22 protein-coding genes and 3 pseudogenes are annotated in these 21,990 nt (G+C 67.4%); 19 read left to right on the forward strand and 6 right to left on the reverse strand.

Going from position 1 to position 21,990, the window contains the following annotated elements:
• Nucleotides 1-27: 27 nt before the first annotated feature.
• From OG870_RS01995 to OG870_RS02025, 7 genes and pseudogenes are all read left to right on the forward strand, one after another.
• Nucleotides 28-906, forward strand: a pseudogene (locus tag OG870_RS01995) (IS5 family transposase).
• Nucleotides 907-1,190: 284 nt separating this feature from the next.
• Entirely contained in the window at nt 1,191-2,048 is an 858-nt protein-coding gene (locus OG870_RS02000; protein WP_266845210.1) for a hypothetical protein, read from the forward strand.
• A gap of 262 nt (nt 2,049-2,310) precedes the next feature.
• Nucleotides 2,311-2,796: pseudogene (locus OG870_RS02005) on the forward strand (helix-turn-helix domain-containing protein); the annotation flags it as partial.
• Between the two features lie 276 nt (nt 2,797-3,072).
• Entirely contained in the window at nt 3,073-3,567 is a 495-nt protein-coding gene (locus tag OG870_RS02010) for a hypothetical protein (protein ID WP_266592848.1), read from the forward strand.
• Nucleotides 3,568-3,636: 69 nt separating this feature from the next.
• Complete coding sequence (locus OG870_RS02015) at nt 3,637-3,981, forward strand: hypothetical protein (RefSeq protein ID WP_266927532.1); 345 nt, start codon at nt 3,637-3,639, stop codon at nt 3,979-3,981.
• 99 nt (nt 3,982-4,080) lie between these two features.
• On the forward strand, nt 4,081-4,416 hold the full coding sequence (locus OG870_RS02020; RefSeq protein WP_266524890.1) for a YciI family protein: 336 nt from the start codon (nt 4,081-4,083) through the stop codon (nt 4,414-4,416).
• Between the two features lie 26 nt (nt 4,417-4,442).
• Complete coding sequence (locus OG870_RS02025; RefSeq protein WP_266592844.1) at nt 4,443-5,690, forward strand: RNA polymerase sigma factor; 1,248 nt, start codon at nt 4,443-4,445, stop codon at nt 5,688-5,690.
• Nucleotides 5,691-5,755: 65 nt separating this feature from the next.
• Here the strand turns inward: OG870_RS02025 and OG870_RS02030 are convergent, their stop codons facing one another.
• Nucleotides 5,756-6,526 (reverse strand): transposase, encoded by a 771-nt coding sequence (locus OG870_RS02030; RefSeq protein WP_327690538.1) that lies wholly within the window; start codon nt 6,524-6,526, stop codon nt 5,756-5,758.
• A gap of 428 nt (nt 6,527-6,954) precedes the next feature.
• Here OG870_RS02030 and OG870_RS02035 point away from each other — a divergent pair, with 428 nt between their 5' ends.
• Nucleotides 6,955-7,194, forward strand: coding sequence for a hypothetical protein (locus tag OG870_RS02035; protein ID WP_266845220.1), 240 nt, complete (start codon nt 6,955-6,957; stop codon nt 7,192-7,194).
• Between the two features lie 124 nt (nt 7,195-7,318).
• Here the strand turns inward: OG870_RS02035 and OG870_RS02040 are convergent, their stop codons facing one another.
• Complete coding sequence (locus tag OG870_RS02040; protein ID WP_266524887.1) at nt 7,319-7,915, reverse strand: NADPH-dependent F420 reductase; 597 nt, start codon at nt 7,913-7,915, stop codon at nt 7,319-7,321.
• Nucleotides 7,916-7,958: 43 nt separating this feature from the next.
• Entirely contained in the window at nt 7,959-8,777 is an 819-nt protein-coding gene (locus OG870_RS02045) for a 3'(2'),5'-bisphosphate nucleotidase CysQ (protein ID WP_053747145.1), read from the reverse strand.
• A 139-nt stretch (nt 8,778-8,916) separates the two neighbouring features.
• Between OG870_RS02045 and OG870_RS02050 the strand changes: the two genes are divergently transcribed.
• Together OG870_RS02050 and OG870_RS02055 are read left to right on the forward strand one after the other, a co-directional pair.
• Complete coding sequence (locus tag OG870_RS02050; protein WP_053747144.1) at nt 8,917-9,810, forward strand: LysR family transcriptional regulator; 894 nt, start codon at nt 8,917-8,919, stop codon at nt 9,808-9,810.
• A gap of 872 nt (nt 9,811-10,682) precedes the next feature.
• Entirely contained in the window at nt 10,683-11,012 is a 330-nt protein-coding gene (locus OG870_RS02055; protein WP_266845223.1) for a hypothetical protein, read from the forward strand.
• Here OG870_RS02055 and OG870_RS02060 read toward each other — a convergent pair.
• Together OG870_RS02060 and OG870_RS02065 are read right to left on the reverse strand one after the other, a co-directional pair.
• On the reverse strand, nt 10,969-11,325 hold the full coding sequence (locus OG870_RS02060) for a hypothetical protein (RefSeq protein WP_266845225.1): 357 nt from the start codon (nt 11,323-11,325) through the stop codon (nt 10,969-10,971). The two genes, OG870_RS02055 and OG870_RS02060, sit on opposite strands and share 44 nt — an antisense overlap.
• A 227-nt stretch (nt 11,326-11,552) precedes the next feature.
• Nucleotides 11,553-12,308, reverse strand: a complete 756-nt coding sequence (locus tag OG870_RS02065; RefSeq protein ID WP_266845687.1) for a class I SAM-dependent methyltransferase — start codon at nt 12,306-12,308, stop codon at nt 11,553-11,555.
• An 828-nt stretch (nt 12,309-13,136) separates the two neighbouring features.
• On the opposite strand from OG870_RS02065, the gene OG870_RS02070 reads away from it, so the two are divergent.
• A complete protein-coding gene (locus OG870_RS02070) occupies nt 13,137-13,259 on the forward strand; it encodes a hypothetical protein (RefSeq protein ID WP_266524874.1) in 123 nt (40 codons plus the stop codon).
• 278 nt (nt 13,260-13,537) lie between these two features.
• On the opposite strand, the gene OG870_RS02075 is transcribed toward OG870_RS02070, so the two are convergent.
• On the reverse strand, nt 13,538-14,758 hold the full coding sequence (locus tag OG870_RS02075) for an RNA-guided endonuclease InsQ/TnpB family protein (RefSeq protein WP_327690539.1): 1,221 nt from the start codon (nt 14,756-14,758) through the stop codon (nt 13,538-13,540).
• 572 nt (nt 14,759-15,330) lie between these two features.
• Here OG870_RS02075 and OG870_RS02080 point away from each other — a divergent pair.
• The 8 genes and pseudogenes from OG870_RS02080 to OG870_RS02115 all read left to right on the forward strand — a co-directional run bounded on the left by OG870_RS02080 (nt 15,331) and on the right by OG870_RS02115 (nt 21,876).
• The gene (locus tag OG870_RS02080; RefSeq protein ID WP_327690540.1) at nt 15,331-16,131 is read left to right on the forward strand and encodes an alpha/beta hydrolase; all 801 of its coding nucleotides are present in this window, start codon (nt 15,331-15,333) and stop codon (nt 16,129-16,131) included.
• A gap of 129 nt (nt 16,132-16,260) precedes the next feature.
• Entirely contained in the window at nt 16,261-17,022 is a 762-nt protein-coding gene (locus OG870_RS02085; protein WP_327692279.1) for a transposase family protein, read from the forward strand.
• Nucleotides 17,023-17,508: 486 nt separating this feature from the next.
• Nucleotides 17,509-18,225, forward strand: a complete 717-nt coding sequence (locus tag OG870_RS02090; RefSeq protein ID WP_327690541.1) for a hypothetical protein — start codon at nt 17,509-17,511, stop codon at nt 18,223-18,225.
• A gap of 76 nt (nt 18,226-18,301) precedes the next feature.
• Entirely contained in the window at nt 18,302-18,835 is a 534-nt protein-coding gene (locus OG870_RS02095; protein WP_327690542.1) for a dihydrofolate reductase family protein, read from the forward strand.
• Nucleotides 18,836-19,033: 198 nt separating this feature from the next.
• Nucleotides 19,034-19,573 carry an ArsR/SmtB family transcription factor gene (locus tag OG870_RS02100; RefSeq protein WP_266524865.1) on the forward strand — a complete coding sequence of 180 codons (540 nt, stop codon included), beginning with the start codon at nt 19,034-19,036 and terminating at the stop codon, nt 19,571-19,573.
• Nucleotides 19,570-20,865 (forward strand): MFS transporter, encoded by a 1,296-nt coding sequence (locus OG870_RS02105; protein WP_266592828.1) that lies wholly within the window; start codon nt 19,570-19,572, stop codon nt 20,863-20,865. The genes OG870_RS02100 and OG870_RS02105 overlap by 4 nt, the downstream gene beginning before the upstream one ends.
• A gap of 235 nt (nt 20,866-21,100) precedes the next feature.
• Nucleotides 21,101-21,269, forward strand: a pseudogene (locus OG870_RS02110) (IS630 family transposase); the annotation flags it as partial.
• Between the two features lie 67 nt (nt 21,270-21,336).
• Nucleotides 21,337-21,876 carry a hypothetical protein gene (locus tag OG870_RS02115; RefSeq protein WP_327690543.1) on the forward strand — a complete coding sequence of 180 codons (540 nt, stop codon included), beginning with the start codon at nt 21,337-21,339 and terminating at the stop codon, nt 21,874-21,876.
• Nucleotides 21,877-21,990 lie beyond the last annotated feature (114 nt).

The raw sequence follows: 21,990 nt of genomic DNA on the forward strand, positions 1-21,990 counted from the left end.
ATCTCGGGGCACGAATGCTCGAGATTCATGGGGCGGGGAGATCTCGCTGATGAACAGTGGGCGATGCTGGAGCCGTTGTTGCCGAAGGGGGCGAGGGCGGGCCGTCCGCGGGTGTGGACCCGGCGGCAGCTGATCGACGGCATACGCTTTCGGGTTCGGACGTGTGTTCCGTGGCGAGACGTCCCCTTCGAGTACGGGCCGTGGGCCCGCATCTACGACCTGTTCCGCCGATGGCCGCGGGACCGCACTTGGCACCGAGTCCTCACCCGGCTCCAGTCCCTGGCCGACGCGAAGGGTGCGATCACGTGGGACCTGAGCGTCGACTCCACGGGTGCCGCGCCCCTCAGCATGCGGCCGGGGCCAGGAAGCGGGGTGACTCGCAGAAGGAACCGCCAGGCGGTGTCGCCACCGAGCCACCTGATCACGGACTGGGACGTTCGCGCGGCGGGTTCACCACCAAGCTGCACTTGGCCGTCGAGCAGGGCCAGAAGCCTGTGTCGATCGTGGTGACGGCTGGGCAGCGTGGTGACTCGCCGCAGTTCGAACCCGTCTTGGAGAGAAGATCCGTGTGCCCCGCGTCGGGGCGGGCCGGCCACGCGTCCGCCCCGAGCGAGTGCGGGCTGACAAGACGTACGCCTCCCGCAAGAACCGCGCCTACCTGCGCCGCCGCGGAATCCGCTGCAGCATCCCAGACAAGGCCGACCATGTACGTAACCGCAGGGAAGCCGGCTCCCGCGGTGGCCGGCCGCCACATTTCGACCCGCGCGACTACCGCGAGCGCCACGCGGTCGAGTGCGGGATCAATCGCCTCAAGCGTCACCGGTTGTGGCCACTCGCTATGACAAGCTCGCGGTCCGCTATGAGGCGCCCTCGGGCATGCGGTGGGTGTGGTGGGCAGCCCAGTAGGAGCGTTGCCAGGTGAGCGGCCAGGGCGGGTTCCACCACGGGTCGAGCGCGGTGAGCTTGTGGCGGAGACGGGTGGGCCGGCCGGCGGTGATGTGTCATCTGCCAGGGGGCGCGTGCGGCGTCGAGGCGGGTGAGGCGTTCGAAAATTCATCGTCGGCCTTCGGACGGGATACCACGGACGGGTGCACAGCCCATCTGCGCCCCGAGCACGGCGCGCAGCAGCAGGACGATGAGTCGGTCACCACCGAAAAAGGTGGGACGCCTGGCCCATCGAAGGAGACCGAATGAAGCGTCTGCTCACTGCGTTGGGGGCGTTGCTTGTGCTGGTGGTCGGGGAGATGACCGCGCCGACGGCACAGGCGGATGCGGCTGTCTTCCCGCTGTCCGGCTACGAGGTGGTCAGCGCCACTGTGCCGGTGGCTGCGGGAGCCACCGGAGCTTCGGCGGTGGACTGCCCCGAGGGCAAGAGGCCGGTCGGTGGCGGAGTCCATACAGGGAACGACGACATGAGGCTGATCGAGTCGTTCCCCTTGGGAGGGGCCGGCGACGTGACCGGCTGGCTGGGAGCTGCGTTCAACGGCGGCACCGACTCCGTGTTCGACGTGTACGCGGTCTGCGCGCGTGTCAGACCTGAGGCGGACTATGAGGCAGTCGGAGTCACCAACGTGCCGGTGGCCGTCGGAACCACCGGAAGCGCGGCCATGCGTTGTCCCGCGGGCAAGAGGCCACTCGGCGGCGGGGTATATACCGGCGACGACGACATGAGGGTGGTCGAATCGTTCCCCACGAGCTCACGCCGTTGGGCGGGAGCCGTGTTCAACGGAAGCGGCTTTGAGTCCGTCATGGACGTGTACGTGATCTGCGCCCGCGTCAGCCCTGGGGAAGGCTACGAGGTGGCCAGGGTCGGCAACGTGCCGGTGGCCGTCGGAACCACCGCGAGCGCGGCCGTGGACTGTACCGCGGGCAAGAGGCCGCTCGGCGGCGGAGTCAGCGCGGCCAGCGACGACGTGAGGTTGGTCGAGACGTTCCCCCAGGGAGCGCCCCTTTCCCCAACCGGCTCGACGGGAACCGTATTCAACGGCGGCGGCGCTACGACCACCTTCGACGTGTACGCGGTCTGCGCGCCCGTCCCCACGGACTGAGCCCGTTCCCTGATCCCTCAACCATCCGCCGCGACAAGGCCCTTGTATGGGCAGCCTCCCCGCCTCACTCAGCCTGTCGTTCAACTGCTGGCTCAGTCGTCTCAGTTGGCCGGAGGAAGCTGTTCCCGGATGAGCACTGGATCTTCAAGATTCAGCGAGGTCGCGACTGTATCTTTGCGCATGGCTTGTCGCAGCTGCCACAGCGCGGACGCGTAGCGGGCATACGCCTCTCGGTAGGCTTCCGCTTCGGTGGTTCCACCCGATCCGATGGGGTCACGGAGCTGGTGTGATCACGGCGTCGGAGCCGTCTTGGATAGGTCCATTCACCGGGCTAAGCCCCCGCCGCTTCGGCACGTTGATGACTGGGGTGCTGGGCGAGAGTGCAGCCCAACCTCGGACGGGGCGTCCGTGGGGCCTGCCGCTTGAGGACCGCATTCTCTTGGTCGTGGCCTACTGGCGCACCAACTTGACCATTCGTCAGCTGACCCTGTTGTTCGGGTTTTCGAAGTCGGCAGGCCGCTCGAATCATCGGCTACGTTGGCCCTCTACTGGCCTTGTAGGCCCGCCGCCGGTTCGCAAGGGGCACTGTGCCGATCGTGGACGGGACCCTGGTGCCCCCACCCGCGATCACGCGGTGGCCGAGCAGTCGAAGAACTATCGGTACTCCACCAATCACCAGGTCGTCATCAACGCCGGCACCCTCTTCGTCGTTGTGGTCGGATGGCCGGTGCCGGGCAACCGAAACGACTACGCCAACGCAACAAATGGTGCGACATACACCTGCTATTCCTATTACAGTAATGCATAAATATGTCCACCGCGATGAGGGTCGATTCCCCCTCGGGTGGGGCATTACTCCGGACACACACGGGCCCGGACTAATGTCATATTAGGACCGGAAGGGGAAAGAGTGAACTTTTGGGGTGCTCGGGCCGCGTCGTTTGCGGTGCCACTCGGGCTTGGCTTGTTGCTTGGCCTGATAGGGCCTACCGCTGAGCATTGGGGCGGGCATCCAGGTACGGCCGTGGGCGCCGTTTTCACCGGTGGGTGGCCGTGGGCCTGTTACGCGTTTCTGGTGGGTTATTTCCGCCGGTCCAAAATCGAATCGGTTGTTCTCGCGCCCCTGGGGCTGGCTATCGGTGTCGTGACCTACTACCTGACAAAGGGAAACCTGGCCTCCCTGAGTGGACTGGATTCCTCAGGTGCGGGATCATCCGGAATTGCCCTCTGGGGTGTGCTGGCATTCTTGTTCGGAGCGCCCCTTGGGCTCCTGGGGAACCTCGCACAGGTGCCGGGCATCGGCGGCCTGTTCTTCCGGCTGCTTGTTCCCCTGGTGGCTTACTATGAGACCTCCATGCGTCTGGAGATGGAGTCGCGCGGGCCGAGTCAGGTTGTTCTGGGCACCTGGACCACCGTTCGGTTCACGGCTGTTGCCGTTGCGGTCGCTCTGGTGGGCCACACGGTCTGGGGTTGGTGGAGGTCTCGCCGCATTCGTTCCGCCAGGGTGGGCGTTGGCTAACGAGCTCGTGCATGGGTGGCGGTGAGGCGTCAAGCCCTTGATCGTTGATCATGGTGGCGTGGTGGCCTGGTGAGGAACACGACTCGTGCAGCGGTCATCAGCAACCGGCGGATCACGGGCCTGACGGCCGATGTGATCGGTGAACTCGTCGCCGAAGTCGGCCCGTTGTGGCAAGAGCTTCACCAGGCCAGGCTTGTCTCCCGGCCGCGGAAGCAGGCCGTGGGCGCCGGCGCGAAGCACCGGCTGGTGTTCATCGGCCGGCTCCTGGCCACCCTCGTCCATCTCCGTCACGGGACAACTCATGACCTCGGGGTCGCCGTAGGCATCGGCGAGTTCCTCCAGGAAGAGCGGCGGCGCCAGGAGGAGAATGAAGTTGCAGGAGGTTCGGTGGACGTGCTGCCCTGCGTGCCCTGATGCCACGGTGGCGGGGTGCGATGAGGCCGACGGGAGATACGATCGGGAGTCATGACGCCGGAACCTCCAGGCGGGGAACGCGCCCTGCGGAGCAAGTTCATGTTGATCTTTCGTGGAGGCGCTGTCTCGCGGCACGACCTGTCGCCTTCGGAACTTCAGGCCCACGTCGAGAAGTGGTATCGCTGGTCCGATGAGCTGGCCCGACAGGGTCGGCGCAACACCGGGACCGCGCTCGACAACCCGGGCGCCGCGGTCCGGGGTCATGAACGCGTGGTCACCGACGGCCCTTACGCGGAGTCGAAGGATCTGGTGACCGGCAGCATGATCATTGAGGCCGCCTCCCTGGAAGACGCCATCGACGTGGCGCGCGCATGCCCGACATACGAGTTCGGCGGCTCCGTCGAGGTGCGGCCGATCCAGGACCCTCGGATCTGAGGCTCGTGGACGAAGAGTCTGCCCCGGTGTCGTCTGCGGAGCTGGTCGAGAACCTGTTCCGGAAGGAGTACGCGCACCTGGTCAGCGCGCTGACCCGCGTCCTGGGTCCGTCCAACATCCCGCTCGCCGAGGATGTCGTCCACGATGCGCTGGTCAGCGCCATGCACGCCTGGCGTTTCGGATTGCCGCAGGACCCGAAGGCGTGGCTCATCCGGGCCGCCCACAACCGGGCGATCGACATCATCCGCCGCGAACAGCGCCACCGCTCGTTCCTGCCCGAACTGGCGACAATGACGTCGCTGACCAGCACGATCGAGGCGGCACTGGCTCCCGCCGCCGAGAGCGCCGGCCAGCTGGCGATGATGTTCGCGGTGTGCGACCCCAGTCTGAACCGCGAGACGCACGTGACCCTGATCCTGCGGTGGCTGTGTGGTCTGTCGCCCAAGGAGATCGGTCAGGCGTTCCTGGTCGACACCCAGACCATCGACCGACGGCTGCACCGGGGTCGCGGGCGGCTGCGTCAGCTGGGCCGGTTGCCCGACGTGGACAGCTTGCCTGACGTCGACAACCGGCGGGACTCCGTCCTGCGATCGCTCTATCTGCTGTTCAACGAGGGCTACCACGGCAGCAACCCGCACGACCCAGTACGTCCGTTCCTGTGCGAGGACGCGCTGCGTCTGACCGAGCTGCTGCTGGACGCCAAGGCGACGGCGCAACCGGACGTACACGCCCTGGCCGCCTTATTCTGCTTCGACGCCGCCCGCCTGCCGACGCGCCTGGATGAGCACGGTGTGTTCGTGCCCCTCGAGGACCAGGACCGGAGCCGCTGGGACCGGGCGCGCATCCAGCGCGGTCTGATGCACCTGGCCCGTTCGGCCGCCGGGGATCACATGTCTCACTGGCATCTGGAGGCCGGCATCGCCTGCGAGCACGCGATTGCGCCCTCGATCCGGGAGACCGACTGGGACCGGATCGTCGGCTTCTATCAGGTGCTCGCCCAGCAGACGCGGAGCCCGGTCGTGGCGCTGAACCGCGGGCTGGCCGTGGCCGAGCGGGACGGCATCGATGCCGGCCGCCGTGAGCTGATCGCCTTGGCCGGGGAGCCGAAGCTGTCCCGGTATCCCTTCTACTGGGCGGCCCGGGCTGACCTGGAGCGGCGGGCCGGCTGCCACACCGCGGCCCGGGAGTACTACTCGCGCGCCATTGCGCTGTCCCGGAGCGCGGCCGAGCGCGTGTCCTTCGAGCGGCGGGTCGAAAGCCTGGAAATCTCCTAAGGGTTGTCCCGTAAATGATCTCCACTGAGACGGTGGTATGGACGCCCGTCGGGCGGGTCGTTCACTCAGCCCGTGAGGACGAGGTTGTGTAGACGTGCGATGCCGAGCATCGCATGGTGCACACCGTCGCCCTTGAGGCGACAGTCACGCAGGATCTTCCAGCCCTTCATGCGGGCGAAGGCGTGCTCGACGCGGGCGCGGACTCGCTTGTGGGAGCGATTGTGTTCCTGCTTCAAATCGGGGAGTTCGACCTGGCCGTTCGCGCGGCGGTGCGGCATCACCAGGCCGGTGCCGGGATAGCCGCCGTCCGCGATGGTCGTCGTCTTGCCGACGGCGTCCTTTGCGCCAGATTCTTCCCATGCCTTGCAGTCGTTGCGGTTGCCGGGCAGCGGTCGGCCGACCACGACGATGAGCCGGGTGTCGGCGTCGATGACGACCTGGTGGTTGGTGGAGTAGCGGTAGTTCTTCGACTGCTCGACCACCGTGTGGTCGCGGGTGGGCACCAGGGTGCCGTCCGCAATGAGCACGGTGTCCTTCGCGTATCGCTTGCGCGGCTGGAGCGCGAGCTTGGGCCCGAGGTGGTCGATGATCCGGTCGGCCGCGGACTTGGAGACGCCGAAGAGCGGGGCGAGCTGGCGCAGCGTCAAGTTCGTGCGCCAGTACGCTGCGACCAGCAGCACCCGGTCCTCCAACGGGAGGCCCCAAGGCCGTCCTCGCCGCGGCTCGTGCGCGACTTCGCGGCGTGCCACGCTCATCAACTTGCCGAAGCAGCGCGGGCTCAGCCCGGTGAATGGGGCCATCCAGGACGGCTCCGACGCCGTGATCACACTAGCCACGCCAAGATCATCTCATCTGAAACCAACGTGACCGCTCGCGTATCGGGCCAGACTTGACGCATGGAAACGAACGCCCCGTGGCCGTTGGCAGAAGCCTGGGACTGGATGGAGGAATGCGCGCGGTCCGCCGACGCCGCGGTGCGAGGAACCGACTCCTGGGTTCCTGATGGGGATATTTGAATCTCCCCACTCCCTGCTCGGGGTGTCCTCGGAGTTGCGCGGCTTGATTCCCCAGGCAGACTCGCTCTGACAGTCCAGGCGGCCACCGTCATGGTCGAGGTGTTCCTCGCCGGGTCCCGCCAGGATGAGCCGGTCACCGTCTCGGTCGGCTGTGCCGGCGGTCTCTAGCCACAACCAACTGTTGTTGGGATTTCAGTGACTGTGAGGGGCCGACGCCGGCGGAGTGGGCGCACACGCACGGCACGCAGATGGGACAGCCGGTGCTGCTGCGGGCCGATGGTTGGTCGGTGCCAGAGGTCAACGGGTTCTTCGCCTCAGCGCGGATGCGTAACGCGAGCGCGGGCACGCGGAGGAAGTACGCCTTTGCGGTAGCGGTCTGGCTGGGGTTCCTTGATGCGGCGGGCCGGGCTTGGCACGACGCCGGCGAAGAGGACGTCGCCGGGGTCAAGTTCTGGCGGATGACTGACGAGGCGAGAGTTTGTGCCTGACGCCCCTAGGTCAACGTCGACTCCGCCACCAAGTCGGACAGTACATCCCACGATCGTGTCCCACCGGGAACCCATCCATGCCACGCGCCGGCTCCGGCTACCTCCAGCCGGCGCAGCTCGACAGTCAGCGGGCGATTGAGATCGCGAAGGGTGTGAATCCGGTGGAACGGATGACGTGAGGTACGAACAGGATCGCGGCCTCTGTGGCGCGGGCGGTCTGGATCCCGCCGAGGTCGGTGATCCATTCCTTTTGCCAGCCGAGGTCGGTGAGCAGTTCGCGGACGCTCTGCTTGGCCTGCGCGTCCTCGCCGGAGAGGAACACGGTCGGTGTCTGGGCGAGCGTGTCCGGCGAGGTCATCACCGGGAAGAGCATGGTGTTGAGTGTCTTGACGACGCGCGTTTCGGGGAGCGCCTTCTGGAGCTGTTCGGCCAGGCTCGAGCCGGGGTAGATCAGATCGGCGGGCAGTCCGTCCGGTCCGTCGGTGGTGGCGTTGGAGACGTCGACGAGGATCTTGTCCCGGAGTTCTTCGCGCAGAGCGGCGAGCCGGTCCAGCGAGCCGGTGCCCGGGGTGGCGTTGATGACGATCCGGGCAGTCCGGGCGGCGTCGGCGGCGGTGCCCGGCGTGCGGTCCGCCACTGTCACTTCGTGTCCTGCCCGGGCGAGGGCTGCGGCCAGGTTGCCGCCGACGCGGCCGTTTCCGAGAACTGCGATCTTGGTCATGATGATCTGGTCCTTCCGTGGGCGTGTGGGTTGTAGTGCGCGGTCAGCGCGAGAGCGTGGACACGGCCTCGGCGTGGACGCCCGGCGCGGCGGCCACAAAGCTCTGGCTCTGGGGGGTCCAGGGGCGGCCCTCGGCGTCGGAGATCCGTCCGCCGGCCTCGGTGACGAGCAGCGCTCCGGGAAGCAGGTCCGCGCGGGCGCCGGCGAACTGCCAGAAGGCGTCGATCCGGCCGGCGGCTACGTTCAGCAGGTGCAGGGTCGCGGGTACGGCGACGCGGACGACGAGCGCGTCGAAGAGCATCGCGGTGATCGAGGAGCCGACCCGCCGCACGACCTTTTCGTCCTCGTCCGGCCGGGCCTGGCTGGTGGCCACGATGCTCAGGCCGAGGTCGGCGGTCTGGGAGACGTGCAGCGGCCGGCCGTCGAGGTGGGCGCCCGCGCCGGTGAGCGCGGTGTAGGTCTCGCCGGTCAACGGCAGGTGCACTGCGGTGAGCACCGGCTGATTCTCCCGCACGAGGGTGGCGGTCACCGCCCACTCCGGCAGGGCGTGCAGGTGGTTGACGTTGCCCTCGGCCGGATCCACGACCCACCACTCGCCGGCCGGCAGCGCCCCGCCGTCCAGTTCGTCCTCCACCCAGCCGGCCTGCGGACGCAGGCTCGTGAGACGGGGACGCAGGATGTCGAGAGCCGCGTCGTCGTTGACGGCCAGCGCGCGCATCAGCTCTTCGCGGCTCTGGTAGCGGACCACCTCGCCGAAGCGCTCGCGCAGCGCCGAACCCGCCTCACGCACGGCGATCGCGGTCTGGGCGAGCAGGTCGGCGTCGGAGGCGGCGACGTCGGTGGTCTGAAGCGTTTCGGACATGGCGGTATTCCCGTCTGAGGAGGGGTGCTGAGGCCGGTCGAGGGCCGAACTGCGCGTTACTTCTTGCGCTTTCGCCTCAACGGTAGGCAGCCCGGCGATTAACTTCAAATGCATGTCAGGCACGGTTAGAATTACTCACATGCAATTGGATTTGAACCTGCTCGCCGCGCTCGACGCGCTGCTGGAGGAGGGCAGTGTGGCCGGGGCGGCGGCGCGCCTGCACGTCACCGCCCCCGCGATGAGCCGGAGTCTGGGCCGGATCCGGCGCACGACCGGGGATCAGATCCTCGTGCGCACCGGCCGCACGATGACCCCGACGCCGTATGCGATCGCCGTCCGGGAACAGGTGCACGAGCTGCTGCACCAGGTCCAGGGGGTGCTGGCACCGAGCCGTGAACTCGATCTGGCAACGCTCGAGCGCACGTTCACACTCCGCTGGCACGATTCCCTCGTCGCCTTGAGCGGCCCCGCACTGCTCGCGGCCGTGCGCGGACAGGCGCCGGGCGTGCGACTGCGCTTCGTCGCGGAATCGAGCATCGACACCCCCGAATTGCGGCGCGGCGAGGTCGACCTGGAGGCGAACTCCAACCGCCCGAGCGCACCGGACATCCGTGCCGAGAACGTGGGCGAGACCCGCCTCGTCGTCGTCGCGAGGCAGGGGCACCCCCTCACCCGCGTCAGGACCCTCACCGCACAGCAGTACGCCGACGCTGAACACGTCACCGTCTCGCGACGTGGAAACCTCACCAACGCCATCGACGACGCCCTCGCCCGGCTCGGCCTCACCCGCCGTGTGGTGGCGACCGCGCCCACGGAAGGGGCCGCTCTGGAGTTCGCGCGCGGCTCCGACATCCTGATCAGCGTCCCCGAAGCCACCACGCGGTCAGCGGTCGCCGACCTCGGCCTGGTCGTGCTCCCCCTCCCGCTCGAACTGCCGTCGGCACCGATATACCTGTCATGGCATCAGCGCTACGACACCGATCACGCCCACGCCTGGCTCCGCGGACTGGCGCGAACCGCGCTGGCCCTGTGAGGAGCGTCGTAGTCGGCGCCGTGGCTGCGTCACTCATGCGTCCACGGTCCACGCGACCACCACGGCGATCTGCTTGAACGTCAGCAGCGGCTTGTCCGTGCGGGTGCTGGCCGTGGAGGCGGCTCACAATCGCGGCTCGCCGGTGTGCCGATCAATCTCACCGGGATTTCCTGTACCTCAACTACTTTCCAGGAGTCGGGCGTTCACTGGCACAGGACCCACCGCCCTCAAGCCATAACAAGGGCGAGTTGGGCACCGCCGGGCTACGCGAGGACGGCCGTTGAACCGTGATCGATTAACGCCGGAAGCAACAACTCGGGATAGGCGAGAGAACTGACAAAGCAACTGTTGCTGGAATTTCAGTGACTGTGGGTGTCTGTATGTTCACTCGTTGATGATCGATGAACTTGAGGTGGAAGCCGGTCCGTTGGCGCGGTGGCAGGTGCATTGGTGCGACCCGCGGCGGGAGGTGCCGTGGTACGCGGCCGATCCGGTGCTGGCGGGCCTGCCGACGCTGGCGGAGTGGGCGCACGCGCACGGTACGCAGACGGGGCAGCCGGTCCTGCTGCGGACCGATGGTTGGTCGGTGCCGGAGGTCAACGGGTTCTTCGCCTCGGCGCGGATGCGCAACGCGAGCGCTGGCACGCGAAGGAAGTACGCCTTCGCGGTAGCCGAACTACGCCTCGGGCTTCCCCGACGACCTCGCCTTCGAGGACTGGCTTGCCCGGCTGGACACCCTCGCCGACGCACACCAGCGCCTGCGTGAAGGCGAGCAGGTCAGCGGCCCAGCAGCCGAGACCTACCGGCACCGCGTCCAGGCCGCCACCCGCTTCGCCGGGAGAGTCCTGCGCACCAAGCGGCACGCCAACGCCATGCTCACCAACCCCGACCTGCAGATCTTCCCCGGCAAGGGCATGACCTGCGTCCTGGACCCGAAGCGAGCAGCCTGCCGCCTGCGGAGTGAGGAGGACGGCACCCGCCGCACCCCCGACCTCGACGACTGCCGCCCGAACTGCGTCAACATCGCGCGGACCGATCGCGACATCGAACACGTCCACGTCCAGATCGAGCAGCTACGACCGCTCGTCGACGACCCGCTGGCGCCCGCCTTCCGGCACGCCCGCGAACAGCACGAACTCGACCGCCTGGAACGCATCGTCACCGCCCACGACGCGACCGGAGAACCCCACGATGGCCACTGACCACGACGACGAACGCGACGCCATCACCGCAGCGATCCAATGACTCCTCGACGGCCGCCCAACCCGGTCCGCCGGGGCGCTCACCACGCTGCAACTCGCCGCCGAGGCAGGCGTCAAGCGCTGGGTCCTCACGCACAAGCACGTCGACCTGAAGGAAGAATTCGTCCGCCGGAAGTCCGAGGCGAACGGCATTCCGCCCGCGTTCCAGCATCTGCACGCCCGCGCAGTAGATGCCGAAGCCGCCGCCCAGGCCCTGCGGGAGGACAACGACCGGCTTCGCGAGCGCGTCGCCGTCTATGCCCAGGTCATCCACGAACTCCGCACCGAGCTGGACCGGCGCACCGACAACAGCCCCCAGCGCAGCCCCCTCCGGAGCCTCCCTGCCAGCAGCCCCTGATGCGCGAGGCGGTCGCGGCATGCCTAGGACGTCAAAGGGACTGGTGACCTGCGACGTCCCCGCCAGGGTCGTCGGCGAGTACGACGGACGCGGTGATCCGCCGAGCAACCGCGCGGTCCGGCCAGGGACTGAGAGTCCGGTGTCTATACCTTGCTCGCGACCACCATGTAGTTCTCGGCCTCAAGATCGAACGTGCTCAGTTCCGTTTGGAGTCCGACCCGGCGCAGCTCGACTTCGAGTTCCTCGTACCGGTAGGGCCAGCAGGACAGCAGTTCCGAGCGGACAAGAACCAACCCGGTCGCATCAACTTGCGCGATCGCAATTTCGATGTGGTGCTCCTCATCCCAATGCGGCGCAATCTCCCAGCGGTAGACCACGACGGCATCGTGACCGTTCCGGCGGACGAGTCGGTCACTGATCTCCAGCCGGGAACCTCTGGCCCTCACGAGTTCCCAAGTGCGGGATGTGAGTACCAAGCGCCCGCCGGGGCGCAGAAGCCGTGACATCGACTCCAGAGCAGCACCCCTGCCTGTCGCGCCCGCGGCATGGTGAAGCGAGTTGCCAACGCAGAACACCATGTCGAACGTGTTGTCCTGGAAATGGTCGGGCAACTCTTCCCAGTTCGCCCGTACGGCCCGGACGGATGCCCCGAACTCCTCAGACAGCTCGGCAGTCCGACGAACCATCGCCTCGCTGGCGTCAGTTGCGACAACCTGCATGCCACGACCGGCGAGGCCAACCGCCAACTGTCCGGTTCCGCACGAACAGTCGAGGACGTGAGCGTTCGACGGCAGGAGATTGAGGACGTCGTCGAACGACGCAGCGAACTCGGCTGGAGGCAACTTTGCATCCGAGATGAGCCATGCGTACACCTCGGCAAGCACGTCATAGCCTGTCACAACCACTACCTCCGTCACGCGGCAGACTCACGGTAGGACGTCAGTCCATCAGCGGAGCAAGCCGGGTACCAATGGTTTTCGCAAGGATGACTCTGACGGTGTTTGCAGAGCTGAAGGGACGGAGCCGTGAGCGAGCAGGCTGGGCAGTGGCACTTCCTCACCAACCACGCCCGCGTACTGGTCGCCATCGCACGCGACCCTGCCACCCGGCTCCGCGACATCGCCGCGGTCTGCCGCATCACCGAACGCACGGCGCTGAGCATCGTCACCGACCTCGAACAGGCCGGCTACATGCGCCGCGAGCGCGAAGGACGGCGCACGGCTACATCCTCTGCCTGGACGGCACCCTCCGTCATCCAGCAGAGGCAGACGTGCCCGTCCGGGAACTACTGGAAGTGTTCACCTCACACGAGAGCCCGCACTGACCGACAGCCCTGCCCCCCCTCGGAGCCAGGGCCTAGTGCTGCCCCTGCGCGTTGATCAGCCGCTTGAACCGCGGCTACGCGGTCCGCAGGAGCAACAGCTCGCAATGGGCGAGAGAACGGGCGGCCGGCACCCAGCTGTTGACTGGACTAGCGGGCGACACGTCGTGTAACTCGGCGACGCCGATCGGAGGGTCGCACCACCCCATTGGCCTAGGCCGGCGGCCGTGCTGTAGCGCCGGGCGCGCAGGCTTCCGATGCTGGCTCAAAGGGGGCATGAGCTCCCGGACCAAGTGCACGGAACGGATGATTCCCATGGATGGGGGCTGGCGGCCACCAATACAAAACTGGCCGTGGCCCTTGCCGTGGCCACGGCCACGTCAAAGTGCGCGGTACCGGACACGAGATGCCTTGGGAACACCAACACCAGAATCTGCACAACCTGTCGCTGCAGTGGCTCAGTGACCGGAAGGTCCTCGGCACGGGCCGCTTCGTCATGAACGAGAATGGCCTGATCAGCCCGGCGTGAGGCGGCGAAGCCCCGTCGCGAACGGCCCGGGGCTGCGATGTCTCAGCCGCCGGTCACCAGCGCCACCGTCAGCACCGGGTGGTGAACGTCCCGTACGCCTCGGCCTGCTCATCAGTCGGAAACTCCACCGGTACGAGGCGGACCATAGCGGCTATTCGCAGTTGGCCCCCCGAGTGGGGCGACGAGTACCCCTGGTCGTTTTCAGAGATCCCCATCGGTGCTGGCCGCCAGGGCAAGCCCGTTGAGCCAGTGGTATCCGTTCAGCAGCCACAACCAGCTCAGGCTGCCTCCTGGAGCAGCGCTCCAGGAGGTCTTCCGCCATCAGCGCCAGCCGGGTTGAGACCAGCCCGGACGAGCATGACGTGTGCGGAGTTCTTGTCCCGTGGGGACACGTTTCCGCATACGGTGCAGGTGTAGGTGCGCTCACCCAGCGGCAGGCGATGCTTGGCTCTCGCATCGCAGTGCGCGCAGTCCATCGTGGTGTGCGCGGGGTGGACGAGGCGGATGTCCCGCCCGTGCTTGCGGCCCATCTCGATCAGCGCGGCCTTGGTGGCGCCGATGGCGGCGTCAGCGGCCTTGCGGGCCATCGTGGTCCTGGCCAGGAACTTCGGACGGAAGTCCTCGACAGCGATGGCATCGTGGTCGCGGACAGCCTTTTTGGCCCACTTGCGGCCGGTGTCCTGACGCTGTCTCGCAACCTTCTTGTGCGCCTTCGCCCGCAGTCTCTTCGCCTCGCGGTAGCCCTTCGACCCGGGCCGGCCCTTCTTCGGCCTGCGGCGGGCCATCATCCGGTCATACCGGGTCAGCTTCGCCTTCGCCTTCTTGCCGTGCCCGGCGTGCGGCAGGTCGTGCGCGTCGGATGTGGTGGTCGCGGTCTCCTTCACACCCCAGTCGACGCCGAGTACACGGCCGGTCCGAGGCAGGGGCTGGACCTGGGCGGGGACGACGAACGAGCCATGCCAGTGTCCGAGACTGTCCTGGTAGACGCGTACCGAGGACGGTTCGGCCGGCAGTTCCCGCGACCACACCACCGTCACGACGATGCCACCCGCCAGGTGCAGCCGGCCGTCCTTCAACCGGAACCCGCGCCGGGTGTAGTTGAGGGACGGCAGCGCCTCGCGTTTCGTCTTCCACTCCGGCATCCCGGCCTGACGCGCCATGGGCAGGCGCGCCTTGATGTCCTTCTGTGCCTTGGTGCGGGAGCGGCCGAAGTCGCGGATGACCTGCTGCTGGACAACCGACGAGCCCTCCCGCAGCCACGGCGTACGGGCGCGGGCCCCGGTCAGCATCCTGTCGAGCTGAGCCGGACCGCACGTGGCCTTCTGCCCGGTGGCCTTGTTGTGCAGGTGTATGGCCCTGGACTTGGCGGCGCATTCGTTCCACACCCAACGGCATCGGTCCCACTCCGCCGCCAGGGCGGTACGGGCGGCGGACGACAGGCGCAGCCGAAAGGTGTACCGGGCATGCCCGGCCTCCGCAGTCGCCTCCACCTGCGCCATCTCGCCCCCTCATGGCCCTGGGCCGGGACATCGCGCCGTCCCGAACCCTCCGAAGGACCATACGTACGACAGCCGCACACACGGACCATGATTCCCCGGCCATCACCCCGACCAGCGATCACGGGTACACGCGTTCGCATCACCTCGGCGGTGCCGACAGCGGCGGGCGCTCCGCGCCCCTAACCGGATGCGGCGACGCTCCGCGTCGCGACACCCGGATGCGATTCCTCCCCGGCGTGAACGCCCGGACCTCCTCGCAAGAAACAGGTGAACGAGCTGCCAGGGTCCGTCTCCTTCGACTCCGGCGGACCGGAGGGCCGCCCCGCCTTCCGGGTCTGGAGCGGTCTTCTTCTACGGAAGCCCGACCCCGTACTCGTACTCGCCACTCCGAACGCTGCCGAGGCCGTAGACGCGCTGGTAGGGCTACTGAGCCTTTTCCAACCTCGCACTGAAGCTGCGAGGTATAGCGTCTGAACGAAAACACCTTGCGACCAAGGGTGGTGATCGCTCTACGGTTGCTCCCCGTGACCATGGAGATGCCGTACCAGCCACTTCCGATCGACCAGTCCGACGTGCGCTACATCCACGGACCCGATTCCGCTCTACAGCCGGGTGTGCCCGCTGGTGAGACGGTCGAGCTCGAGTGGAGGGGCAGCGAGGTCTACCCGGGAACCTTCCGGAAGTTCTGGGTACACGTGCCTGCACAGTACGACTCAGCGGAACCGGCATCCTTGATGGTGTTCCAGGACGGATGGTGGTATCTGGACCCCGCAGGGGAGGTACGCGGCGCGATCGTCCTGGACAACCTCGTTCACCGCGGCGACATCCCCGTCACCATCGGCGTGTTCGTCGATCCTGGCGTCTTCCCCGATGCGGAGAACCCGAAGAACCGCAACAACGAGTACGACGCCTTCGACGACCGGTACGTCACCTTCCTCCTCACCGAGATCATCCCGCAGGTTGCGGAGCGCTATAGCATCGCCCAGTCGCCCGAAAGGTGGGGCATCTGCGGCGGGAGCAGCGGCGGCAACTGGGCCTTTACCGCCGCGTGGCTGCGTCCGGACAAGTTCCGCCGCGTCATCGGATACCTGTCCAGCTTCGCGCAGATGCCGGACGGCAACCCCTACCCAGACCTCATCTCCCGCGTCCCCCGCAAGCCGCTGCGCATCTTCATGCAAGGCGGCCACCGCGACCTGCACTGGAATGAGCCACAGTGGAACTGGCTCGCCGAAAACCTGCGCGTGGCAGCCGCTCTCGCTGAAGCGGGCTACGACTTCCGCCTTGTCCTGGGAGACGGCGGACACAGCCCCAACCACGGCGGCGTCCTGCTGCCGGACGCTCTGCGCTGGCTGTGGCGGCCCAACGAGGATTGATCGATACCTGCATCATCCAACCTGGCGCCGGCTGCGGTGAGGTGGGCTGCACCCTGGTCGCATAAAGGCGTGAAGCTCCTGGTAGGCGAGTTCACAACCAAGATCACTCGCTTGACCAGGAGCGTCGTCGTGCTTGTCTACCCGTCCGCTATCGACCTGTCCAGCTCACACTTGCGCTTCCTCACCGGGCAGCTCGCCGAGCGCCGCCGACAGGTCGGCACCCGCTGGCGGCGCTTGCCCCCGAATCGGCAGGCCCTGCTCGTCCTGGCCCACTTGCGTTGCGGTGACACCTACACCCGGCTCACGGCCTCCTTCGGCATAGGTGTGGCCACGGTCTACCGATACATCCGCGAGGCCGTGGACCTCCTGGCCGCGCTGGTTCCCACGCTGCAACAGGCCCTCAAACGCGCGGCAGCCAAGGCGTTCGTGATCCTGGACGGCACCCTGTTGCCCATTGACCGGATCGCCGCCGACCGGCCCTTCTACTCGGGCAAGCACCGCAAGCACCGCATGAATGTCCAAGTCATCGCCGACCCGTTCGGCCGCCTGCTGTGGGCCTCCGCCGCGCTGCCCGGCGCCGTGCACGACATCAAGGCGGCCCGCACCCGCGGCGTCATCGACGCCTTGGCCGAGGTCGGCCTGGTTTGCTACGGCGACAAGGGCTACCAGGGCGCTGGCGGCACCGTACGGGTGCCCTTCCGTGGCAAACACCGCGACCTCTCCGTCGGTCAGCAGGCCGTCAATGTCGCCCATGCGCGCATCCGCGCCGTCGGCGAACAGGCCATGGCCACCCTGAAGAGCTGGCGTCTCCTGCGCAAACTGCGGTGCAGCACCACCCGCATCACCGGCCTCGTGCAGGCAGTCCTCGCGCTTCACATCGGATGGGCCTGAGATTGGAAAAGGCTCAGTGACTGTTGGTGTTCCGATCTTGAGGTCTGCCGGCCGAACGGGAGTCGGGGGTTGTGGAACATCCGGGCCGGATCGGCCTCGCGCCCAAGCTCGTGGTCTCGGCCGACGGACGCGGGGTGGTCAACCACGCCGGGTCCCGCCTGCTTGCCGATCTTGCTGACGCCACCGGCCTGACCGCATCCTTCACCGACGCGCTGCGTCGGCTGCGGCACCGGGCACGCCCCGAGCAGGATCGCGGTGGCCTGAACCGCGGCACCGCCCTGACCACCCACGACCCGAGGAACCCTGGAGAACCCGACCCACGCCTCGGGCCCCAGCCATGCCCGCCCAGCCGCCGACGGCCCGAGCCAGCGCTTCACCGCGATCCGACCAGCTCAGCCACGCGAAGCGAAAGGGGAGGCTTGCGCGTGTCCGGTTTCGGAGCCCGCCGTTCGTCGTCCTGGTGAAGGCCAACCGCCAGGAGGAGAAATGAACGATCTACTCGACGCCGCCGTCGCCGCGCACGGCGGCCTGGACCGATGGAACCAGGTCAAGTCGATCACTGTCGACGCCTCTATTACCGGGGCCCTCTGGTCCCTCAAGAGCCAGGATGACGCGCTCAAGGACGTTCGCTTCGAGGTGGACACCACGCGGGAGCGGCTGACGATGGACTTCACCGGCCAAGACAAGCGGTCGGTCTTCGAGCCCCGCCGCGTCGTCCTGCAGCGCCGTGACAGCGCGCTCATCGACGCACGCGACGACCCGGAGATGTCGTTTGTCGGTCATCAGCTCCAGACCCCGTGGGACGACATTCATCTCGCCTATTTCGCCGGGGAAGCACTGTGGACGTATCTGAGTACGCCGTTCCTCTATACCTTGCCCGGATTCGTCACCGAAGAGATCGCCCCTGTCGAGACCGACGGTGAAACGTGGCGGCGGCTGCAGGTGACGTTTCCCGACCACATCAAAAGCCACACCCGCCGGCAGATCTTCTGCTTCGGCCCGGACGGGCTGCTGCGCCGCCATGACTTCACCATCGACATCCTCGGCGGGGCGACCGGGCTGCTCTACGCCACCGGCTACCGCGACGTCGACGGCATCATCATCCCCACCACCCGACGTGGCTATGCCTGGCAGGGCGACCACCAGCTCATCCCGGAGCCGCTTCTGGTCGGCATCGACATGGCCGAGATCACCATCCGCTGACCTCCGGCGTCTGGCCGACGGCCCGTCAAGACTGGCCAGTGATCACCAGATCAACCACTCGGGAAAGAGAACGGCAATGCGCAAACTGATCGAATCGACCCTCGTCTCGCTGGACGGTGTCATCGAAGCGCCCGAACGATGGGCCGGCTTCGATGACGAGGCCACGGCGTATTCCACCGAGGAACTGGGCAACTACGACGCGTTCGTGATGGGCCGGGTGACCTACGAGAAGTTCTTCGCGAACTGGGGCCACATCACCGGCAACCCCTATATCGACCTCATCAGCACCATGCCCAAGCACGTCGCATCCCGATCCCTCACCAAATTGGCATGGAATGCCACCGTCCTCGGGCCCGACCCATCCACCGCAATCCTCCGGCTCAAGGAACAGCCCGGAAAGGACCTCATCAAGTACGGCACCAGCCGTTTCGACGACACGCTCGTGCGAGACCACCTGATCGACGAGTTCCGCTTCTGGATCATGCCCATCGCGGTCGGCTCAGGGCAACGGCTGTTCCAGGACGTGGACACCTCCGGCCTCCACCTCAGGCTCACCGAACACAGGAGGCTGGGGAACGGGTCGATGATCCTCACCTATGCGCCCAACTGACGAAGGTGCAGCACCTGCTGCGGCGCAGATTGATCGGCGGAGGGACTGCGGCCGGGGTGGGTGCCCCGGCCGCAGTCACCTATGCATGCGCACCGCCACCCGGCCCGTTCCCTGATGGCCCGGTAGATCTCAGCTGATTCCGGACGCCCGGGCAAGACTCCCTTGCACAATGGTCAAGAATCGTTGACCATTGAGCGCATGCCTACAGATGATCTCCCCGAGACCTTCCACGTCACCACCGACGACCAGCTACGCGCCGTCTCCAACCTCACGCGCCACCGGATCATGGCCGTGCTCCGCTTCGAGCCGGCGACGATTACGCAGATCGCCGAGCGAGTGGGCCTTGCGAAGGGGAGCTCCAGCTACCACGTACGGCTGCTGGAGCGGGCCGGCCTGGTGAAGGTGGTGCGAACACGTAAGGTCCGGGGGGTCACCGAGCGGTACTACGCCATGGCCGCGCGGGCGATCGTGCTGCCGGATCCGGGCGAGGGAGGGCCGGATGTGTTGATGCGGCACGCGGTGGCCGACCTGGAGGCAGCGCCGGCGGCCGGTGAGCGGCACGTACGGATGGCACATCTGCGGCTCACCGAGGAGCAGTTCGCGGAGCTGGGGGCGCGGCTGCAGGCACTGGCCGACGAGTACCGGGAGCTGTCCGATCCGTCGCTGCCGGACGCGTCACTCGTCTTTGCACTGTTCCACCCGGCACCGCCCGAGCAGGTCGAAGGGGACGCCAAGTGACCTCAGAGGTCCGGAAGTTGCCGACCGGGTTCGGACGGCTGTGGACTGCGCAGACAGTGTCCTCACTCGGTGACGGGGTGACGCATGCCGCGCTGCCGCTGCTCGCGTTGACGTTGACGCGGGACCCGATGGCGCTTGCCGTCGTCACGGCCGCCGGAACGCTGCCGTGGCTGCTCTTCGGGGTGCTCGGCGGTGCGCTGGTGGACCGCTGGGACCGCCTGCGCACGATGTGGGTCACGGACGCGGCGCGTGCGGTGCTCCTCGTGATATCGGCGGCGGCGGCCGCACTCGACGTGCTGAGCATTCCGCTGCTCGCGGCCGTCGCCTTCCTGCTCGGCCTCGGCGGACTCTTCTTCGACACGGCCGCCGCGGCCTATCTGCCGGATCTGCTCGGCCGCGACCCCGCGCTCCTGGAGCGCGCCAACTCCCGCCTGCGCGGCACCCAGACCGCCGCGTCCGGCTTCGCGGGGCCGCCTGCGGGCAGCGCGCTGCTCACGCTCGGGCGGGCAATTCCGCTGCTCGCCGACGCGGTGTCGTTCACGCTCTCCGCACTGCTTGTACGGTCGCTGCCTGCCGCACCCCGGCCCGTACCGCAGGCCCGTGAGTCACTGGTGCGGCAGGCGCGGGCCGGCGCCTCGTACGTATTGCGGGATCAGTTGCTGCTCGGACTCGCGCTGCGGCCGGCCATCGGGAACATCGCCTTCCTCGCCGTGGAGACGGTTCTCGCCCTCTTCGCGCACGATCGTCTCGGCATCGACACCTTCGGCTTCGGCCTGCTCCTCACGGCGGAGGCCACCGGCGGCCTGCTCGGCGCGGGCATCGCCTCTCGCCTCGGCCGACGACTCGGCACCGGCACCGCGCTGACCTGCACCGCCTCAGTCGAGGCATTCGCCATCCTGGGGCTTGCCGCCGCCCCGAACCCGTACGTCGCCGGCCTCGCGCTCGCCGTCTGCGGAGCGGGCATGGGCGCCACGATGGTGCTCGGCCCCTCCCTCCGGCAGGCGATCGTCCCCGCCCACCTGATGGGCCGCGTCGCCTCCACCTCCCGCATGCTCGCCATGTGCGCCGCCCCGTTCGGCGCCTTCCTCGGCGGCTGGCTGGCCTCCACCTACGACGTACGCACCCCGCTCTACACCGCCGCCGGCCTCCTCCTCACCATGACCACCGTCACCGCGACCATGACCAGCAACCGCCGAGTCGAAGCGGCGCTGAGTGCCGCCACCCCGGCCGATGATCCAGGTCACCCGGAATCCCGGGCTCCCGTTCCGGAGGGCGCACCCGAATCGTTGTGATGCTTTCGCGGAATGCGTCACGTAACGAAAGGCTGGGACCGAGCATCGACCGACAGGTCGCCGGAAGTTCCAGCGCCACAGGTCCGGCCCTGCCAGGAAGCCCTGGGACACCAGCAAGTCCCCCCGCGGCCACCACTCACGACACCACCTCCAGCGGCCAGCGAAAGCCGCAGGGTCACCGTGCTGTGCACTGGCGGCTGCTACCAGTGCACGGCCGCCGCGACGACTTGAAGACCACCATCCCGACCACCCCGTGCAGACCCGAGCCCTGCACGCCCACCAGCGGTGGTGCCACGCCAACACCCTTCACCGCCACGTCCTGGCCGCCGAACGCAAGGGACGCGCCCGTATCCGAAGCGAGAGACGGCATCCGCTGGGGCGGACGCCCTCTCAAAGCCGCAGCCGAACCGCCACCCGGCGAACCTGCACGGTCACGGCACTGTCCGGGATGGTCATGTCTACGCTGGTGGCGTGACATTGGTGTGGGTGACGGGCAATTCAGGGACTGGAAAATCCACGGTCTGCGGGGTGTTACGAGCGCGGGGCTACGTTGCACTCGACGCCGACGAGGACGGCTTCAGCACCTGGATCGACCGAGCCAAGGGCGAGATGGTGGTGGATCCTCCGTACCCGGTTCCTGGAGGGTGGCTCAACCGATACGGGTGGGCAATCATCCGTGAGCGCGTTGAGACCCTCGTCGAGGAGTCTCGTTTCCGAACCGCATTCCTGTGCGGGTCGGCGGAGAACGAGGCAGACGTCCGGGATCTTTTCGACCTCACCGTGTGCCTGGTGATCGACGAGGACACGCTCCGCCACCGGCTCGCGACCCGCACCACGAACACATTCGGTCAACACCCCGAAGAACTCGCAGCGGCCCTGAAGTGGAACCCTCGGATGCGAGCGACCTACGAAAGCCTTGGCGCGACGATCATCGACGCGTGCAAGCCGGTGACCGAGGTGGTGGACAGCGTGATCGACGCAGTTCACGGGCTGACAGGCTCCACCCGATAACTCGGAACACGTCTGCCCGCCGCGTCGTCGCTCAGCGGCAATCCAACCGTCGGCGCTCACGAGGTATCCAATCCAACGCAGCGCAATTCTCTCGGATTTCGGCGGCCGGATTGC

The organism is Streptomyces sp. NBC_00461 (assembly GCF_036013935.1).
Classification (GTDB): Bacteria; Actinomycetota; Actinomycetes; order Streptomycetales; family Streptomycetaceae; genus Streptomyces.

Excerpts from the sequence above, each read along its gene's own strand:
- OG870_RS02095 (WP_327690542.1), top strand. The coding sequence starts at position 18,302 with ATGCGCAAACTGATCGAATCGACCCTCGTCTCGCTGGACGGTGTCATC.
- OG870_RS02000 (WP_266845210.1), top strand. The coding sequence starts at position 1,191 with ATGAAGCGTCTGCTCACTGCGTTGGGGGCGTTGCTTGTGCTGGTGGTC.
- OG870_RS02050 (WP_053747144.1), top strand. The coding sequence starts at position 8,917 with ATGCAATTGGATTTGAACCTGCTCGCCGCGCTCGACGCGCTGCTGGAG.
- OG870_RS02020 (WP_266524890.1), top strand. The coding sequence starts at position 4,081 with ATGTTGATCTTTCGTGGAGGCGCTGTCTCGCGGCACGACCTGTCGCCT.
- OG870_RS02055 (WP_266845223.1), top strand. The coding sequence starts at position 10,683 with ATGCTCACCAACCCCGACCTGCAGATCTTCCCCGGCAAGGGCATGACC.
- OG870_RS02045 (WP_053747145.1), bottom strand. The coding sequence starts at position 8,777 with ATGTCCGAAACGCTTCAGACCACCGACGTCGCCGCCTCCGACGCCGAC.
- OG870_RS02100 (WP_266524865.1), top strand. The coding sequence starts at position 19,034 with ATGCCTACAGATGATCTCCCCGAGACCTTCCACGTCACCACCGACGAC.
- OG870_RS02040 (WP_266524887.1), bottom strand. The coding sequence starts at position 7,915 with ATGACCAAGATCGCAGTTCTCGGAAACGGCCGCGTCGGCGGCAACCTG.
- OG870_RS02090 (WP_327690541.1), top strand. The coding sequence starts at position 17,509 with ATGAACGATCTACTCGACGCCGCCGTCGCCGCGCACGGCGGCCTGGAC.
- OG870_RS02035 (WP_266845220.1), top strand. The coding sequence starts at position 6,955 with ATGGGACAGCCGGTGCTGCTGCGGGCCGATGGTTGGTCGGTGCCAGAG.
- OG870_RS02075 (WP_327690539.1), bottom strand. The coding sequence starts at position 14,758 with ATGGCGCAGGTGGAGGCGACTGCGGAGGCCGGGCATGCCCGGTACACC.
- OG870_RS02070 (WP_266524874.1), top strand. The coding sequence starts at position 13,137 with ATGCCTTGGGAACACCAACACCAGAATCTGCACAACCTGTCGCTGCAG.